Source organism: Acidimicrobiales bacterium, from assembly GCA_036491125.1.
Lineage (GTDB): Bacteria > Actinomycetota > Acidimicrobiia > Acidimicrobiales > AC-9 > AC-9.
In genome coordinates, this window is record DASXCO010000205.1 from 1 (window position 1) to 17,848 (window position 17,848).

13 protein-coding genes are annotated in these 17,848 nt (G+C 68.4%); 7 read left to right on the top strand and 6 right to left on the bottom strand.

The window, feature by feature from the left end; all coding sequences use genetic code 11:
• From VGF64_16190 to VGF64_16200, 3 genes are all read left to right on the top strand, one after another.
• Positions 1-1,387: glycosyltransferase family 39 protein (locus VGF64_16190; protein ID HEY1636299.1), on the top strand; the 1,387-nt coding region annotated here is incomplete at its 5' end.
• A 10-nt stretch (positions 1,388-1,397) separates the two neighbouring features.
• Complete coding sequence (locus VGF64_16195; protein HEY1636300.1) at positions 1,398-2,627, top strand: hypothetical protein; 1,230 nt, start codon at positions 1,398-1,400, stop codon at positions 2,625-2,627.
• A 114-nt stretch (positions 2,628-2,741) separates the two neighbouring features.
• On the top strand, positions 2,742-4,331 hold the full coding sequence (locus tag VGF64_16200) for an FAD-dependent oxidoreductase (protein HEY1636301.1): 1,590 nt from the start codon (positions 2,742-2,744) through the stop codon (positions 4,329-4,331).
• A 6-nt stretch (positions 4,332-4,337) separates the two neighbouring features.
• On the opposite strand, the gene VGF64_16205 is transcribed toward VGF64_16200, so the two are convergent.
• The 5 genes from VGF64_16205 to VGF64_16225 form a co-directional block, all read right to left on the bottom strand.
• A complete protein-coding gene (locus VGF64_16205) occupies positions 4,338-6,737 on the bottom strand; it encodes a hypothetical protein (GenBank protein ID HEY1636302.1) in 2,400 nt (799 codons plus the stop codon).
• A 62-nt stretch (positions 6,738-6,799) separates the two neighbouring features.
• Positions 6,800-7,774 (bottom strand): GDP-mannose 4,6-dehydratase, encoded by a 975-nt coding sequence (locus tag VGF64_16210; GenBank protein ID HEY1636303.1) that lies wholly within the window; start codon positions 7,772-7,774, stop codon positions 6,800-6,802.
• The gene (locus tag VGF64_16215) at positions 7,708-8,454 is read right to left on the bottom strand and encodes a sugar phosphate nucleotidyltransferase (GenBank protein ID HEY1636304.1); all 747 of its coding nucleotides are present in this window, start codon (positions 8,452-8,454) and stop codon (positions 7,708-7,710) included. The genes VGF64_16210 and VGF64_16215 overlap by 67 nt, the downstream gene beginning before the upstream one ends.
• Positions 8,451-9,218 (bottom strand): glycosyltransferase, encoded by a 768-nt coding sequence (locus VGF64_16220; GenBank protein HEY1636305.1) that lies wholly within the window; start codon positions 9,216-9,218, stop codon positions 8,451-8,453. The genes VGF64_16215 and VGF64_16220 overlap by 4 nt, the downstream gene beginning before the upstream one ends.
• A 10-nt stretch (positions 9,219-9,228) precedes the next feature.
• Complete coding sequence (locus tag VGF64_16225) at positions 9,229-9,972, bottom strand: class I SAM-dependent methyltransferase (GenBank protein HEY1636306.1); 744 nt, start codon at positions 9,970-9,972, stop codon at positions 9,229-9,231.
• A 50-nt stretch (positions 9,973-10,022) separates the two neighbouring features.
• On the opposite strand from VGF64_16225, the gene VGF64_16230 reads away from it, so the two are divergent.
• The 4 genes from VGF64_16230 to VGF64_16245 all read left to right on the top strand — a co-directional run bounded on the left by VGF64_16230 (position 10,023) and on the right by VGF64_16245 (position 15,887).
• Positions 10,023-12,605 (top strand): YfhO family protein, encoded by a 2,583-nt coding sequence (locus VGF64_16230; protein ID HEY1636307.1) that lies wholly within the window; start codon positions 10,023-10,025, stop codon positions 12,603-12,605.
• A complete protein-coding gene (locus VGF64_16235; protein ID HEY1636308.1) occupies positions 12,602-13,309 on the top strand; it encodes a methyltransferase domain-containing protein in 708 nt (235 codons plus the stop codon). Before VGF64_16230 ends, VGF64_16235 begins: the two co-directional genes overlap by 4 nt.
• Entirely contained in the window at positions 13,306-14,316 is a 1,011-nt protein-coding gene (locus VGF64_16240; protein HEY1636309.1) for a glycosyltransferase, read from the top strand. The genes VGF64_16235 and VGF64_16240 overlap by 4 nt, the downstream gene beginning before the upstream one ends.
• A 65-nt stretch (positions 14,317-14,381) precedes the next feature.
• Positions 14,382-15,887, top strand: coding sequence for a hypothetical protein (locus VGF64_16245; protein ID HEY1636310.1), 1,506 nt, complete (start codon positions 14,382-14,384; stop codon positions 15,885-15,887).
• A gap of 25 nt (positions 15,888-15,912) precedes the next feature.
• On the opposite strand, the gene VGF64_16250 is transcribed toward VGF64_16245, so the two are convergent.
• On the bottom strand, positions 15,913-17,811 hold the full coding sequence (locus VGF64_16250; protein ID HEY1636311.1) for a hypothetical protein: 1,899 nt from the start codon (positions 17,809-17,811) through the stop codon (positions 15,913-15,915).
• Positions 17,812-17,848: the final 37 nt, after the last annotated feature.

Consider the following 17,848-nt stretch of genomic DNA (forward strand, 5'->3'; position numbering starts at 1 on the left):
CGCCCTCCGGCACGACGGGGCCCCGCCGCTGTACTACGTGCTGCTTCATGGGTGGATGCGGGTGTTCGGCACGGGCGATCTTGCCGTGCGGTCGCTCGGCGGCGTGATCGCCGTGGCCACCTTCCCGTTCATGTGGCTGGCGGGCCGCCGCATCGGAGGACGTCCCGGGGCGTGGGTCGCCCTGCTGCTGCTCGCCAGCTCGCCCTTCGCCGTGCGCTACGCCACCGAGGCCCGGATGTACTCGCTGGTCATCCTCCTCGTGGTGTGCGGCTTTCTCGCCTTGGCCCGGGTGCTCGAGCGCTCGCGGCCGCGACCGCTCGACCTCGCCGCCGTGACCGCAGTCACCGCCCTGCTCCTCTACACCCACTACTGGACGATCTATCTGCTCGCCATCGTGGTCGGCCTCGTCGCCTGGCGAACGTGGACCCGCCCGGCCGATCGCAGGGCCACCCTCTGGGCGCTGGGCGCCATTGCCGCGGGGTGCGTCCTGTTCCTGCCGTGGGTGCCGATCTTCGTGTCCCAGCTCCGGCACACGGGGACGCCGTGGGCCGAGCCGGCCAACTTCAGCGCCATGGTCAACGCCGTCGGCGAGTTCGCCGGCGGCAAGTCGAGCGCGGGGCGCGGCCTCGGGCTGACATTCTTCGCCCTGACCTTCCTGGCCCTGTTCGGGATGGCCCTGGACGGCCACCGGATCGAGCTCGACCTCCGCACCCGGCGACCGGCCCGGGCCCTCGCCATCGCCACGGCGGGAACGCTCGGCCTCGCCATCGTCGCCGGCCTGGTCACGAGGAGCGCCTTCCAGGGTCGTTACGCCGCCGTCGTGCTCCCAGTGTTCCTGCTCCTGATCGTGCTCGGGACGGCGACCCTGGCCGACCGACGCGTCAGGACGGGGGTGCTCGCCGCCGCGGTGGCCCTGGGGCTGGTCGCCGCGTCCTCCAACGTGACGACCAACCGCACCCAGGCCGGCCAGGTGGCGGCGGCCATCAGCGCGGCAGCCAAGCCCGGCGACGTGGTCGGGTACTGCCCCGATCAGCTGGGCCCGTCCGTCAGCCGCCTTCTCCCGTCCGATCTGGTCCAGCTCACCTTCCCGGCGGGCGCACCGCCGCAGCGGGTGGACTGGTACGACTACGCGGCAAGGAACGCGGCCGGCCAGCCAGCCGCCTTCGCCCGGACTCTCGCCGCCCGGGCCGGTCCCGGACACAACATCTGGCTGGTATGGATCAGCGGCTATCGAACACTCGACCTCAAGTGCGAGACGCTCACCAACCAGCTGGCGAGCCTGCGACCGGGGACGACCCAGGTGGTCAGGCCGAACGTGAACGGCCACGACGACCTCACCGGCGTCTACGAGGCGCAGGCGTTGTTCCGCTTCCCAGCCGCGCCCTGAGCCTCCTGAGATGCTGCACCGGGATCACATCGGACAGTCCGGGCCGGCCGCCTCGAGCCGCTCGCCAGGCGGTGCTCGGGCCAGCGTGTCGGACCGGCTCCGGGTGGCCTGGGTCGGGCCTCCGGGCCGCCCCGGCGGGATCAGGGCTGACGTGGTCGCCGCCGCACCGGGATGGATCACGGCTCGGCTCATCGTGCTGGCCGCCCTGGCCCTGTCCCACTTCCTGATCAACCACCTCCATCCGACGGCGCCGGGCGTGTCCTTCCGGGTCGACCAGGGCCTCCTCGGGTGGGACGCCGGCTTCTACCGGGCTATCGCCTCCCACGGCTACGCCCCCCTCGGCCACAGTGCGACACGGTTCTGGCCGCTGTTCCCGCTGGTCGCCCGCTACCTCGCCCTGGGTATCGCCAGCGCCACCGGGGTCACCCTGCTGATCGTCGCCAACGTCTCGGCGCTGGCGCTCGGCGCCCTGCTCCATCGACTGGTGGTGGTCGAGACCGGCGATCGAGCGCTGGCGCGGCGGGCCGCCTGGCTGATCGCCCTGGTGCCCCCGGCCTTCGTGCTTGTCATGGGGTACGCCGAGGCCACTGCCATCGCGCTGGCCGTGGCCGCCTTCCTCGCCCTGCGTACCAGGCGCTGGGAATGGGCGGCCGCCGCCGGCCTGGCCGCCGGGCTCACCCGACCGCTCGGCGTGCTCCTCCTGGTGCCCGCCGCAATCGAAGCGGTACGAGGTTGGTCGGGCGTCTCCCGACGGGAGGCGGTGGCCCGCGTCGGGGCGGTGGTGGCCCCGCTCGTAGGCGGCGCCATCTTCCTGGCTTGGTCCTGGCTGGCATACGGCGATCCGCTCGTGCCGGTGCACGCCCAGCAGGCGGCCGGCCAGCGTGGGGGCTTCGTCGACCCCGTCACCTCCCTCGGCCACGAAGCTCGTCTCTTCGTCCACGGTCACATCGGCAGCGGGCTCCACGACCCGTGGGCCCTCGGGCTCGTCGTGCTGCTGGTCGTGTGCCTGCTCCGATGGCCGGCCTCCTACGGCGCCTTCGCCGCCGCCACGCTCGTCCTCGCCCTCAGCTCGCGCAACCTCGACTCTCTCGAGCGCTACGCCCTGAGCGCGTTCCCCCTCGTCTTGGCGGGCGCATCCCTCACCGCCAGCGGACGGGTGGAGCGGGGCGTGCTCGCCCTCGGCGCTGCGGGGATGGCCGGTTATGCCACCCTCGCCTTTCTCAACGCCTACGTGCCATGAGGTCAAGCCCCCGGCACCATCGTCGTCATCGCCGTGGCGAGCGACGGGAACGGTATCGTGGAACGACCCGTCCCGGGGCTGCCCAGGGTGGGCACGCGGCCTCGTGAGGAGAACATGGAGCCCTCGTCAGACGTGACTGGAGACCATCGCGGAACGGCACCCACGGAGCGCCCGCAGGGAGAATCCGGTCGACTGACAGCGCATGCGGGCATGGAGGTCGTCATCATTGGCGCCGGCCCGGCAGGCCTCACCGCCGCGTACGAGCTGGCCAAGGCGGGGAGGCCTTCCACCGTGCTGGAGGCCGACTCGGTCGTGGGTGGAATCAGCAGGACCACCGAGCGCGACGGCTGGCGCTTCGACATGGGCGGTCACCGGTTCTTCACCAAGGTGCCGGCCGTGGATCGGCTCTGGCACGAGATCCTGCCCGAGGGAGACTTCCTCCTCCGTCCTCGCAAGAGCCGCATCTTCTACGACGGTAAATACTTCGACTACCCGATCCGGGGCGGCAACGCCCTGCGCAATCTCGGACCGGTCGAGGCGGTGCGCTGCGTCGGCTCCTATGCCTGGGCTCGGGTGCACCCGCCGAAGGACCAGGACAACTACGAGGGTTGGCTGGTGGCCCGCTTCGGATGGCGGCTCTACCGGACGTTCTTCAAGACCTACACCGAGAAGGTGTGGGGAATCCCCGTGAGCCAGATGCCGGCGGACTGGGCGGCACAACGCGTGAAGGGTCTGTCACTGGGTAAGGCGATCGTCAACTCACTCACCCCGAAGCGCAACCAGAAGGAGATCACCTCGCTCATCGAGGAGTTCCAGTACCCCAAGTTCGGGCCGGGGATGATGTGGGAGGTGTGTCGCGACAAGGTCGAAGCCCAGGGCTCGAAGATCGTGCTCGAGACCAAGGTGAGCCGCATCCGTCGTCAGGGCGATCGCGCCGTCGAGGTGGAAGCGACCACGACCGGTGGTGGGACCACCACCTATCCGGTGAGCGAGCTCATCTCGTCGATGCCCTTCGGGGCCCTCGTCGAAGCGATGGACCCGCCCGCACCCGACGAAGTCCGTCGGGCCGCGGCCGGCCTCATGCACCGCGACTTCCTCACGGTCGCCCTGGTCGTGCCGGCTGACCGGGTGGCCTGGGACGACAACTGGATCTACATCCACGCTCCGGGCGTGAGAACGATGCGGATCCAGAACTTCGGCTCCTGGTCGCCCTACCTCGTGAAGGGCGGTCGCAACGTCCTGGGTCTCGAGTACACCGTGTTCGAGGGCGACCAGTCCTGGACGGCGAGCGATGACGAGCTGATCGAACGGGGCAAGGAGGAGCTCGAGCGATTGGGCCTCATGAAAGCCGCCGACGTCGAGGCGGGCTACGTGGTGCGGATGCCCAAGGCCTATCCCATCTACGACGAGCACTACCGGGAGAACGTGGAGGTGCTGCGCCGGTGGCTCGAGGCCAACCTCGTCAACGTCCATCCCGTCGGTCGCAACGGGATGCACCGGTACAACAACCAGGACCACTCGATGTACACGGCCATGCTCACCGTCGAGAACATCCTCGGGGCCAGCCACGACATCTGGAACGTCAACGTCGAGGCCGACTACCACGAGGAGAAGGGGGCCGGCGAGACCGGCCGGGGTCAGACGGGAACGGGCCGAGACGCCCCGGTGCTCCCCCGCGAGGCGATCCAGAGCGCCCGCCGGTAGCAGCTGCTAGCTGGCTGGCGTCGAGGCTGCAGCCCCGGAGCCGACGGGCAGCTTCGACTGCCCGTCCGCCGCTGCCTGGTCGGCGAGCGCAGTTCGATCGTCTGGCGGCCACCTCCCGAACGCGGCATCGGCCAACGCCACGAGATAGCAGACAAGGGCGAGGATGGCCGCGGCGGCAAAGCCCCAGACGATGGCGACGAAGACGGCGAGCGCCGATCCCAGCACGGAGGTGACCCCGTTGATACCCCATGCCCACGCCACGCCGGCGGGATGGAGCGCGCTCAACCGGCGGAGACCGATCGGCATGGCCGTACCGAGGAGCACGCCGAGGGGGGCCAGGAGGGCGATGGTCACAAGGACTCGTACCGAGAACGGCAGGCTGATGAGGTGGCGGAGAAGCGGCTGCAACAAATAGGCGCTCAGGGCGATGAGCACACTGATCGCAGTCAGCGCGACAGGAAGCGCCCGCCGAGGTCGTCGCCAACGGCTCGAGAGCAGGGCGCCGACGCCGGTGAAGATCAACAGCGAGAAGAGCACGACAGACAGGGCGTAAGTGGGAAAGCCGAGGAAGAGCACGAAGCGCTGGATCAGGGTGATCTCGAGCGTGAGAAAGCCGAGGCCGATGGCAGCGAAGTAGAGCAGCGATGACTGAGGCGGTCGATCCTTGCCGCGGGTCAGCCCGAGTGGAAGGCCGAAGGCGAGCAGGGTGAGCAGGAAGAGGATCCCGACCGTGGCACCGAGGAGCAGGAAGGGATCGATCGTGTAGCTGTAGCCCTTGGGCATGGGCTGGGCGATGTCCGTCAGGCGCTTCATGTTGAAGAAGAACGGTTTGTCATCGGTCGGTGCGCAGACGTCCAGCCGATAGCTGCTGCAGAAGGCCTGAGGACTCGCCGCCTGGTGGAGGCCGACCCACTCCTTCGAATACGGCCCACCGGGCGCGAACGCGATGCTGTCTCCGCGCTGGGCCGCGAGCGTGCTGATCTGGGTCAGCTGAGCAGGGCTGAACGGTCGCAGCTGTGACAGGACCGTGCCTGGAACGCCGCCGAACTGGTCGTGTCCGAGGATGACGACCACGTTGTTCTCGGGGTGCGCGATCCCTCGCTGCCCGAGCGCTTGGAGCGTCAACACGGTGATCCGCAGGGCCTCGTCACCGACGAGGTGGTAGGCCCGGGTCACGTCCAACATGCCGCTCGGCGCGAGGTGGTCGTAGTACTCCTCGAACGCTTCGATCGTGTAGAGGTTGTTCTCGGAGAGAGCGAACGCGTCCGCCGAGCTCCCGCTCAGCGTGTCCGTGAACCCGATGTGGATCTTGTCGTACTTCGTGCTCTGGGCGGAGAGAATGGCACGACCGTCTCCGATCACCGTGTGGACGCCGGGTAGTGAATAGGGCGAGCCGGAGGACGCACCAAGCCCTCGGTCAACGACGTCCCGGATGGCGCTGTTCAGCTCGATGACGTCGACTCGCCGAACGCCAGACGAGAGGGCGTCGAATATGTCCCTTCCCCCGCCGCCGCCGATGACCAGGGCCCGGGTGTTGGGCGCCATCGTCAGGCCGACGCTCTGCGAGCTGGTCAGCAGCTGCTGGTAGCTCGGATAGGGCTGTCCGCGGTGATACTGGGGAACCGGAGCGTAGACACGGTCGTAGAACAGGTACCCGAAGGCATCCGCGGTGGCGGGAGCGTAGCCGAGCACCCGGTTGAGCGGGCTCCACTCGACGGCGGCGGGCCGAACGTTGGGAAAGTAGGGAGAGGCCAAGCTGTTCAGCCCCGTCGTCGCGGAGATTCCCACCACGGCGCAGCCACCTGCGGTGACGCCCACTGCGATCTTCCTCGAGAGGACAGCCGAGCCGGCGAAGAGGAGGGCCGCCACCCCGGCGAGCGCACCCAGGGCGACCATCCCGGTCGCGGCGGTGACGATCCACATCACCGGCACGATGGCCAGCGCACCGATCCCCGCGCCCGCCAGGTCGAAGGCATAGAGGCGCCCGATGGAGGAGGTGTAGGCGCGGATCGCCAGCGTGATCACGACGCCCGCGCTGAGGAACGGGAGCAGCGCCAGCACACAGGCCAGCCCGAAGTTGAGCACGAAGTGCAGGGTGATCGAGTTGTTGTAGGAGTAGTTCAGGCGGACCAGCAGCGTCGGGGTGACGATCAGCAGGGCGGCGAAGAGGGCGGACCACCCGGCCAACGACCGCTCGAGCGGCCACCGATCGAAGAACCTCGGCCAGAGGTAGATGGCGATCCCTCCCGCTCCCGTTCCGAGCAGGGCGAGGGAGATCGCCAGGAAGGTGAAGTGATAGAAGAGGACCGCCGAGAACATCCTGGTGAGAAGCACCTGCTGGGCCAGGGCACACCCGGCTACCAGGCCAACCCCTATGAGGACGCGGATGGGCGGCCGGTGGTCCATCGAGCGCCGATGGTAGTCGATGGCCCTCTTGGAGCGACCGACGATGTCGACTCAGCGCGCCGCTAGCGAGCGAACTGCGAGGGCTGCCGGTCGAGCTCTCCTCGGTACCAGGCGATCGTCTCCTCGAGGCCCTCCCGCAGCGACCGCTGCGGTCGATAGCCCAGCTCCTCTCGGGCCCTGGTGCTGTCGCTGCGCATGTGCCAGATCTCCGTCGGGCGATCGGGAAGGGCCCCGATCTCGGCCCTGATGGGATTGCCCATGAGCCCGAGGATCGTCCCGGCCAGATCACGCATCGCCAGTTCTTCGCCACCCCCGATGTTGAACACCTTGCCCTCGACACCAGGCACCACGGCTGCCCGGATGAACCCCTCGACGAGATCGCCCACGAAGTTGAACTCACGAGTCTGACGACCCTGGGTCATGGCCAGGCGCTCCTTGCGCAGGGCCTGGACGATGATCTCGGGAATCACCCGGTCGGGACTCTGTGCTGGTCCATAGGCATTGAACGGTCGCACCACGACGACCGGCCACCCTCGTCCTCGCTGCAACATGAGACAGAACCGCTCCCCTGCATACTTGCTCACCGAGTACGGCGAGAGCGGATTGACCGAGGCGTCCTCCCGGAACGGGACCGCCACGTCGCCATAGACCTCACTCGTGCTGGTATAGACGAAGCGTCTGTACTCGATCCGGGCAAGCGCCTGGAGAAGGTTCACCGTCCCCTGGACGTTGGTCTGGATGCACTCGTCCAGCCGGTCCCAGGACTTCCCCACGTGGGTGTAGGCACCGAGGTGGAAGACGATGGCCGGGTGGACCCGTTCCACCAGAGCGGCCATTGCGCCCGCGTCCGTGAGGTTGCCGCCGTGCAGGGTGAGCTGATCCCTGATCCCGAGCAGCCGCACGGGATAGACGGAGGAGACCGTGCTCGTCAGCGCGTGGACCTCGGCGCCGTCGCCGACCAGGCGCCGGGCTAGATGTGAGCCGATGAAGCCCGTCGCACCTGTGACGAGGACGCGGGCGCCGGCGAGATCGTCCATGGACCGTCTCCTTCCCGGCAGAGGGCGCTGAGCTCGAGCGCGTCCTTGTAGGTGTCCATCGAACGCCAGAAGCCCGAGTGGCGGTAGGCGTACAGCTCGCCCTCGGCCGCCAGGGCGGGGAGCACTTCCCGCTCGAGGTCGTCGCCGCGCCAATGCTCGAACGCCCGCTCGTCGAAGACGAAGAAACCGGCGTTGATCCAGTGGTCTTGGAGTCGAGGCTTCTCCTTGAAGTGATTCACCCGTCCCACGTCGTCCCACTCGAGCGTGCCGTAGGGCGAGGGTAGCGGGACCGTGGTGACCGTCGCCGCCGCCGGGTGGGAAGCGTGATAGTCGAGCAATGCTCTGAGGTCGACGGCGCCCAGACCGTCACCGTAGGTGGCGAGGAACGTCTGCCCCAGGCGCCCTCGGCACCGCCTGATCCGCTCACCTGTCCCGGTCTCCTCCCCCGTGTTCACCACATCCACGCTCCAGTGCCGAGGAAGGTCGGCGGCGAACCTCTCGATGAGATCGCTGCGGAAGCCGGCAGAGAGCACGAAGTCGTCGAATCCCTGCCCTGCGTAGATCTCCATAAGGTGAAGCAGGATCGGGACGTCACCGACGTCGAGGAGGGGCTTGGGCAGATCGATGGTGTGAGGGTACGCCCTGGTTCCCCTGCCACCACAGAGGATGACGGTCTTCATTGGAGCTCCCGGGAGGGCGAGACCGTCTCGGTATCGGCCAGGCGCGGAGCTGCCCCTCTGCGCACGTTCTGGCGCGCCGCGGACAGCTCGCGGATCGCGGGGATCAGCACGCTGCGGATGGACAACCGCGAGTTCGGCCTGTTGATCCATTCGATGCCGACCTCGGTCACGCGGTAGCCCAAGCTGTTTGCCATCGACAGCGCCTCGGCATCGAAGACCCAGCCGTCGACGACGACACGCTCGAACACCGCACGAGCGGCCTCCGCCCGCCAGAGCTTGAATCCACAGTAGACATCGCGTGTGAGCCGACCGACGATCAACCGGGTCAGGACGAGGAAGCCCAAACCCACGAACCGCCGGCGCAGCGGCTGTTGGTGTGCGACATGGGCGCCCGTTGCGATGCGAGACCCGACCACGACGTCGGCCTCCTCGGCTGCGCCGAGCAGACGCGGGAGCGACCCGAGCGACGGGACGCAGTCGGCGTCGCACATGAGGCGAAGATCGCCACTCGCCGCCAGCATCCCGCGGCGAACCGAGAACCCCTTGCCCAGATTCACTTCGTTGCGCAGGAGGCGCACATGTGTCCCGTCGAGGAAAGGCTGGACGCGCTCGCAGGTCCTGTCCGTGCTGGCGTTGTCGACGATGATGATCTCCCACTCCCCACCCCGCTCCTCCAGCAGCGCACGGGCGGCGGTGAGAATGTTCTGAACCTCATCCTCCTCGTTGAGAACGGGGATGACGATCGACAACGACCTCGGCGGCATCCGGGGCAGTCTAGGTGAGCCCGATCCGGTCACGCTGACATACCATCCCGACCGAGACGCCCGCGGGCAGACGAGCCCCGCGGGCGATCATTGCCGCTTCCAATCGCATGGGCGCCTCGAGCGCCGAGTTGAGGGCCGGCGGGGTGCGGCCGATGTCCGTGCGCCCCCTGAGTGGCAGCAGCCGCGTCGAGAGTCGGGCCGCAGCCACGACGGGCAGCAGGATCGAGTTGAAGTACGTGGCGTGGACGGGACGCCAGCCCGCAGCGAGGACCCGTTGGCGCAGACGTCGCAGGGTATAGCGCCGGAGGTGATGCAGCTGGTCGTCGTGCTCGCTCCACATCCACTCGTAGGCCGGAACGGTGATGACGAGGGATGCGCCATCGGCCGCGACCCGCCCGAGCTCGACCAGGGCGCTGTGGTCGTCCTGGACGTGCTCGAGCACGTCGCTGGCCAGAAGAAGATCGAACTCACCGGCCTCGAACGGCAGCGCCTCCAGCCCACCGAGCCGAACGCTGTCCAGCCCCCGCCGATGACAGAAGGCGACGGCTTCCGCGGAGGGATCCACGCCGGCTGCGGGGCCGAGAGCGCCGAGCTCCACGAGGGTCCGTCCCGTTCCGCAGCCGGCGTCGAGCACACGCGCCTTGTCCGGCAGGTCGACGCGATGCACGAGGGCCCAGATAACCGCCCGCTTTCCCCGGAACCACCAATGGCGATCCTCCTGCTCGTAGTGCTCTGCGTAGACCCCCTCTTCCACCGGCCGGTGACTCTAGTCGACAGGGGCGCGCCGATAGGCTGGCCCGGCTTATGCGCCGGAGTGCCCGAGCAGGCCCCCTGAACTGGCTGCGAGCACGCCCGGCGCTCGTCGCCCTCCTTCTCTACGGGCTGCTCTCCGTGGCGTTCTTCTCTCCGGGATTGCTCCCGGGCCACACGACCTCGGGGGCCGACTACCTGTGGTCGGCGGCGCCGTGGAACACGACGGCTCCGAGCGGCGTGCCCAGCAAGTACAGCCAGAGCTGCCAATGCACCCTCTCGGGGTCGAACCCAGAGCTCGTCGACCCCACCACGGTCTTCGAGCCCTTCCTCCAGTACACCGGGAGCCATCTCCCTCAGGTCCCGCTCTGGGACCCGCACATCATGGGCGGCCGACCGTACGTGGCGAACATGCAGTCGGCCGTCTTCTCGCCCTTCAGCGTTCCCGCCTACGTGTTGCCCTTCTGGCGGTCCTTGACCGTGATCGACATCCTGAAAGTCCTGGTCGCGGCCATGGGCGCCTTTCTGCTCGGCCGAGCGCTCAGGATGGGCTTCGCCGGTGCCTTCATGACGGGTGCGGTCTACGGCTTTGGTCTGTTCCTCGTCGTCTGGCTCCCCTGGCCGCTCGCCAACGTCTTCCCGCTCATCCCCTGGCTGCTGCTGGCGACCGAGCGGCTCGTCCGGCGCCCCGACGGGTTGTCCGCCGCCGCGCTCGCCGCCGTGGTGGCCCTCCAGTTCTTCGGGGGTCATCCCGAGAGCAGCTTCCACGCCCTGTTCGCCGCAGCCGCCTTCTTCGTCTTGCGCGTGCTCCAGGGACCCACCGGGGGCGTGGCGTCGATGGCCGCCGCGGCGCGCCAGGGAGGCTCCCGGCTCGCCGCTCTGGGCCGGGCGAGCGCTCGGCCCGTCACCGTCTTCGCTCTTGCCCTCGTCGCCGGGACCGCGCTGGCTGCCGTCACGCTCCTACCCTTCCTCGAGCTCCTGAGGCACTCCTCGGACCTCAGCGCCCGCCCCCGCGGCGCCGTCTATGTGCAGCCGAAGTACTTCCTGGCGGTACTCCTACCGGACTACTGGGGCCGGGCGACCCAGACCACGCTGGGCAACGGCTTCGAGGTCGAACGCGCGTTCTACGCCGGTGCCCTTCCACTGATGCTGGCCCCCATCGCCCTGATCCTGCGGCCCCGCGTGGAGCGGGTGGCCATCGCCGTCTTCGCTGCGGTGAGCGTCTTCGTGGTGCTCGGTCTGCAGCCGTTCTTCGGCATCGTCCGACACCTGCCGGGTTTCGCGTCGACCTACAACACCCGGCTGACGATCCTCTTCCTGCTCTGTGTGGCGCTCCTGGCCGGGTGGGGGCTCGACGACCTCATCCGTCGTCGGCCGCAGGGTCGTCGAGCCTGGGCGGCGACCGCGCTCGCTGGCGGACTGCTCGTCCTACCGGTGCTCGTGGTCGTCGCCACAGATGGCTCCTCGGTGCGCTTCTTCAGCCGGGCTCTCCACGTGGCCTGGGGGTTCGCCCAGCCGCCGGGCCCGACCTCTGCCGACGCTGCGCCCGTCATCCACCTGGCCTCGCTGATCGTGTGGATCACCCTCGCCGGGGCCGCCATCGCCCTTCTGCTCGCCCGGATGTGGCGCGGCCTGGCCGCGGGGGCCTTCGCCGGGCTGGTCGTCCTCCTCGTTCTCGGCGACCTGTTCCGCGCTGGCGTTGGTCAGAACCCGGCGATCACCGTCGCCCATGCCACCCAGCCGGTCACGCCCGCGATCCAGTACCTGCAGTCCCAGCAGCCAGCGCGGTACGTGGCGTTCCCGCCGCGTGTGGGCGTCATTCCCCTCCCGACTGATGTGAACCTCCGCTACGGCATCGACGACCTCCGGGGCTACGACTTCCCCGTGGAGGAACGCTTCGGCCGCCTGTGGGTCCGGGACATGCACGCCCCGACGCCGCTGCTGCCCCTGGACACCACCACGGTCGATCCGAGCCCGCAGTCGCTGCGGATCCTCTCGCTCTTCGGCGTCCGCGACATCCTCCTGCAGAAGGGGGAGCCGCCGCCGGCACTGCCCGGCCTGCGTCCTGTCTATGACGGCCCCGATGCCACGATCCTCGCCAACGACGGGGCACTCCCCCGGACGTGGCTGGTCACTGGTCAGCAGGTTGTCCCCGGCGAGAGCCAGCAGCTCGACGCCATCTCGTCGCCGACCTTCGATCCACGTCGCGTGGTCGTCACCCAGAAACCACTCCCACAACTCGGCAGTGGTGACGCCTCGGGTCCGTCGCCCGGAAGCGCCAATCTGGCCCAGTACGGGGCGGATCAGCTCTCGATCAACGCCCGCGCCGACCGGCCGGCCGAGCTCGTGCTCTCCGACCTCTCCTACCCCGGATGGCAGGCCACCGTCGACGGCCGGCCCGCTCGCCTCGATCGTGTCGACTACCTGCTCCGGGGAGTGCCGCTCCCGGCCGGCAATCACCGCGTCGAGCTCTCGTACCATCCCAGCAGTTGGCGGGTCGGCTGGATCGTCAGCCTCGCAGCCCTGGCCGCAGTCACCGCGGCGGCCATCGTAGGCATTCGAGGCCGGCGGAAGCAGCGTAGTCTTGGTCTTGTGAGTGACCAGCGTGCCGCCCTCAGGGCCGAGCGGCAGCCATGACCACCGACGCGTACAGCGGCGTCGACAACCTGGAGGTCATGGCGGTGGCGACGAACTATCGCCGCTTCCTCACCGATCTGGTCGCGTCGATCGCAGAGCCGGTCGAAGGGCAACTGGTGCTCGACTTCGGCGTGGGCGTCGGGACCCATGCCGAGGCCATGCGCGCACTCGGCTACGACGTGAGCTGCGTCGAGACTGACGATGAGCTCCGAGCGCGGCTTCGGTCGCGGGGCTTCCGGGCCGTGAAGACCCCAGCCGAGCTGGGCGACGAACGCTTCGACCTGGTCTACAGCTTCAACGTGCTCGAGCACATCGTCGACGATGTCGGCGCTCTCCGCGAGCTGCGCCAGGTGACTGCTCCGGGCGGGACGCTCGTCCTGTACGTTCCGGCCTTCCAGCTCCTTTACTCCGCCATGGACCGGAAGATCGGCCATGTCCGACGCTACCGGCGCCGCCAACTGATGAGTGCGGTGGAGCAGGCCGGCTACGACGTCTGCCAGTGCCGGTATGCCGACAGCCTCGGCTTCTTCGCCGCGCTGGTCTATCGAGCAGGCGGCAGTCGCCGCGGCGATCTCAACGAGGCAGCGGTGGCGGCGTACGACCGGTACGCCTTCCCGCTCAGTCGCGCCCTCGATCGGGGTGTGGGTCGCTGGTTCGGCAAGAACCTCGTCCTCGTCGCGCGAGTCCAGGAGACTCGTCTGTGACGACCCTCGGCGGGCGCGATACGCAGACCGAGACGTTGCTCGGTGCGGTACGAGCGCCGGCCACGCGATCGACGCTGGCGGTGGTGATCCCCTGCCACAACGAAGAGCACGCCATCGCCTCGGTCGTGCACGACTTCCGCCAGGCGCTCCCCGAGGCGGACATCTACGTGTACGACAACCAGTCGACGGACGCGACCCGTGAGCACGCCTCCAGAGCAGGGGCGATCGTGCGCCGCGAGCCGAGACTAGGCAAGGGCAACGTCGTCCGTCGGATGTTCGCCGATGTCGAGGCCGACATCTATGTAATGGTCGACGGAGACGGCACCTACCACGCACCGACCGCTCGACACATGGTGGACCTGCTCATCGACAACGATCTCGACATGGTCGTCGGACGCCGCGAGCCGATCGCCGACGATGATCGGGCGTACCGACGGGGACACTCGACGGGCAACGCCGTCTTCGCCAGAGTGTTTCGGCTTCTCTACGGCTCAGACTTTACCGATGCCTTCTCTGGCTATCGCGTGATGTCACGTCGGTTCGTGAAGTCGTTTCCCGGTACCTCGTCCGGATTCGAGATCGAGACCGAGCTCAGTGGCCACGCAGCGACGGTCTCAGCAGCGTGCTCTGAGGTGCCGACGCCCTACCGCAGTCGCAAAGGGAACTCCAACAGCAAGCTCCGGACGTACCGGGACGGGGGCCGCATCCTTCGCGTTGCCTTGCAACAGTTCAGAGAGCTACGACCCCTACAGTTCTTCGGGATCCTCTTCATAGTCCTCACGGCAGCAGCGGTGGGCATCGGGATTCCGGTTGTCAACGAGTACGTCCGATCCGGCCTCGTGCTCCGCTTCCCAACGGCAATCCTGGCCGCGGCCATCCAGACCGTCGCCTTCATCTGCCTGACGTGTGGGTTGGTGTTGCAGAGTGTCGGCCGGGCTCGTCAAGAGGTTCGGAGGCTCGCGTACCTACAGATCGAGTCGCCGGGCGGGTGCCGACGGGGCCCCTGAGCCGCATCCTCGAGCTCCCCGGCGTATCTCGGCAGGCCCGCCCCGAGACCGAGCAGGTCCCTTCCATGAGACCAATTGGCGACAACGGGTCGCGATCGACGGGATCGCCCTCGCTGGTTCGGGAGTCATGGCGATCCCTCGCGGCACTGACCGCGGCCTTCGCTCTTTCCCGTCTCGCCTTCTTCCTTGCCGGAGTTCGATTCGACATCTCCGGCCTCCAGGGGGGCTACCGCGGTTCGCAGTGGCAGCTCCTCGACGTCCGGCTGCTCAAGGACCACCTCCTCCAGAGCGTCTGGCACCTTCACAGCCAGCCGCCGCTCTACAACCTCTTCGTTGGGTTTCTGGCAAAGCTGCCCTTCGGGATGCAGCGACCGGTGGCCATCGCCTGTTACCTGGCCATGGGCCTGGTGCTGGTGCTGGCCACCTATCTGCTCCTCGTCGATCTCCGTGCGCCGCGGTGGGCGGCCATGACCGCGGCCATCGTGGTGGTGGCCGATCCGCGGTACGTCCTCTACGAGAACTGGCTCTTCTATGCCTATCCGACAGCGGTGCTGATCACCGTCGCCGCGCTGTGCTGCATCCGATATCTTCGTACGAGGGCTTGGTGGTGGGGCCTGGGGCTGTTCGGCTCCGGGGCCGGGCTGGTCCTGCTCAACAGCTCCTGGCAGTGGGTATGGCTCGCCGGGGTGCTCGCGGTCGTGCTCGTGTCGGTCCGTCACCGGTGGCGGGCAGTGGTCGTGCTCGCCGCGCTTCCGTTGCTGCTGGTGCTCGGGTGGTATGTCAAGAACGGCATGATGTTCGGGACCTACACCACGAGCAGCTGGCTCGGGATGAACATGCAGAGCATCACCCTCAGCCTGGCTGGGCCGGGCAAGGTCGCTGATCTGGTGCGACGGGGGGTGCTGTCACCGATCGCCAAGGTCAGCGCCTTCGGCCCCGTGAGCCAGTACCAACCCAGGTTCGTGCACGTGCACCACACGGGCATCCCTGCCCTCGACGAGACGACGACTGGGACTGGACAGGTCAACTACAACAATCTCGTCTACGTACAGGTGTCGAAGCGGTACCTGCATGACGACCTCGCCTACGTCGTTGCCGCTCCGGGCGCCTACGCCGGCCACGTCCTCGAGGGTGCGGCGGCGTGGTTCGTGCCTGCCGACAAGAGCCCCTTCCTCAATGGCAACCAGACCCACATCGCGACGTACTCTCGGGTCTTCGACAGCGCGGTGCTCTGGCAGCCGGCGAGCCCCAAGTGGTACGCGGTTCTCGACTGGGTCAGCGGGAGGGGTCCCTCGGTGGACCAGCTCTCCTACCTCACGCTCATCGCCTTCGCCGTGGCGATCATCGGCACGCCGATCGTCGCATGGCGGAGACGCGATGACCTGGCACTCGTCGGGACGCTGGCGTTCATGTGGCTGACCCTCGCCTATGGGTTCCTCACGACCTCTCTCGTCGATCTCGGCGAGAACCCGCGCTTCGGCTTCGAGCTCGGCCCTCTGCCAGTCGTCGCCGCCGTGGCGGTCCTGGTGTCGGCGAGGACGCGGACGCGGGCCAGAGACTCTGGTCGATGAGGATGGAACAGACCTGGCTCGACGGTCACCTCGCTTCGCTCGACGCCGCGATGACGCAGTCCGGTACCGCTTGGGGTGATGCGCTGCGCCACAACTGATCGGTCGTACAGGAAGCGAAGCTCTGGGGCGATACCGATCGCGGCGGACTTGGTGACTGAAGACCGGACCAGACCCAAGCGTCGTCGCGGAACTCCGGCCGGCGACCGGTCGCCGCAGTGAACATCCCAAGCGCCCACCCGGTAGCCCGACCCTGCTCGTAGTCGGGTAGACGCAAGGGATCTGGGACGACCACCATCGTCACCCGCCAACCGGCGATTGCTTGTCGTACCGCGTCGACGGTCGCCGCTGTCCCCGGGGGCGGTCCAGGGAGCGAAAGCGACGCTGCCGTGAGGACTTCGACGCCGGGTCGCTCTTTGCCGGCGCGGGCCGGGAGGGCCTGGGGTCCGGCGCCACCTGCAAGGGCGAAATGCATCGAGTCGACAGCCTGCCACAGCATCGGCACCCCGCCGGCAAACGGCGGAGGATAGGCCAGCACCACCTGGCCGGGGGGCAGATGCGGGGCGACGTCGGCGAACCAATGAGGGAGCCTGATCGCCTGGGCCGTGAGCGGGACCCTGCCGACGGCGGCTGTGCCCAGTGGCACCGCGCCCACGGCGGCCACGCCGAGAGCGGCCAACGACGCCAGCACGCCCGTCAGAGCCGGGCCGCGACTCCCCCACCGGCTACCGGCCGTGCGTCGTAGTAGCGCGGCGACGGAGCCGCGGGCCCGGTCCACGACGATGGCGAGCATCACGGCAACGCACAACGTGGTCACGGCGATGAACCGCGCCGGAAGTGCGTTCTGCACCAGGGGGATGCGGGCCAGAACCTGCCAGGGCACCCAGCTGCCGGTGCCCACCCCGAGCGACAGCAGGACGCTGATCACCCCCAGCCCACCGAACAGCCACAGGCGCCGATCGCGCCGCCACGCGACGAGACCACCAGCGAGCACCACCAGCATCCCAATCCCGAGATACTCGGGAAGCGGAAGAGCGGGACCCGAGTACCCGCTCAAGAGCTGAACGAGACCTCTGTTCTGAAACGTCAACTGCCAGAGACCGTTGGGCGAGATGCCGACGCCGCCGGGGGTCAGAGTCGGCCACACCAGCCCGGAGAGGTGGGCCGGACCAGCGACGGTGAACCACAGCGGGTACGCGAGGAGCACCACGGCGACGACGGCCCCCATCCCGAGGCCGCGAGCAGCGTGAGGGAGGCGACCGATCAGATCCCCTCGGTCCCGGACCGCTGCATAGATCCCGAGCATCGCGAGCCCCACTACACCGCACACGGCCAGGATGACCACCATCTCGCTGCTCACGAAGAACTCGACGGTCACGAGGAGCCCCAGGGCCGCGCCGACCAGCGTGGGCCGCCGCCGCTGGCGCACGAGCAGCTCGTCGAGACAGGCGACGATGAGCGGCAAGAGGGCGAGGAATGCCGTCATGACGTGGGCGATGGCCTCGGCGGTGAGCATGAACGGGGAGAACCCGTAGACCAACCCACCGACGAATGCGGCCGGTGTCCAGGACACCCAGCGGCGCAAGAGCCAGAACATCGCCAGGGCCGACAGGGCCGGCGCCAGCGTCAAGGCCACGTTCAACGTGGCGACCGGCCCGAACAGCAGCGTCACTGGGGCAAGCGGGACGCCAATGGCGAGGGCGCTCACGTTCGAGAGCGTGTTCACCCCGGTGGGATGGAACAGCAGGGTCGAGTAGAAGAGGCTGTGACCGTGGGCGAGCGCGTAGGCGGGCCAGGCGAGGAACCAGAGCACGAACGCGGGGTCGTCGCACCCGCAGGTTGCCACCCCGGTCGGGTGGGTCGACCACACCTGCCACCACAGGCCGATCGACACCAGCAGGTAGATCGCGAAGGCGATGCCGAACACCGCCAGGGGCCGACGGGTCCTCCTGCCGAGGCCGACG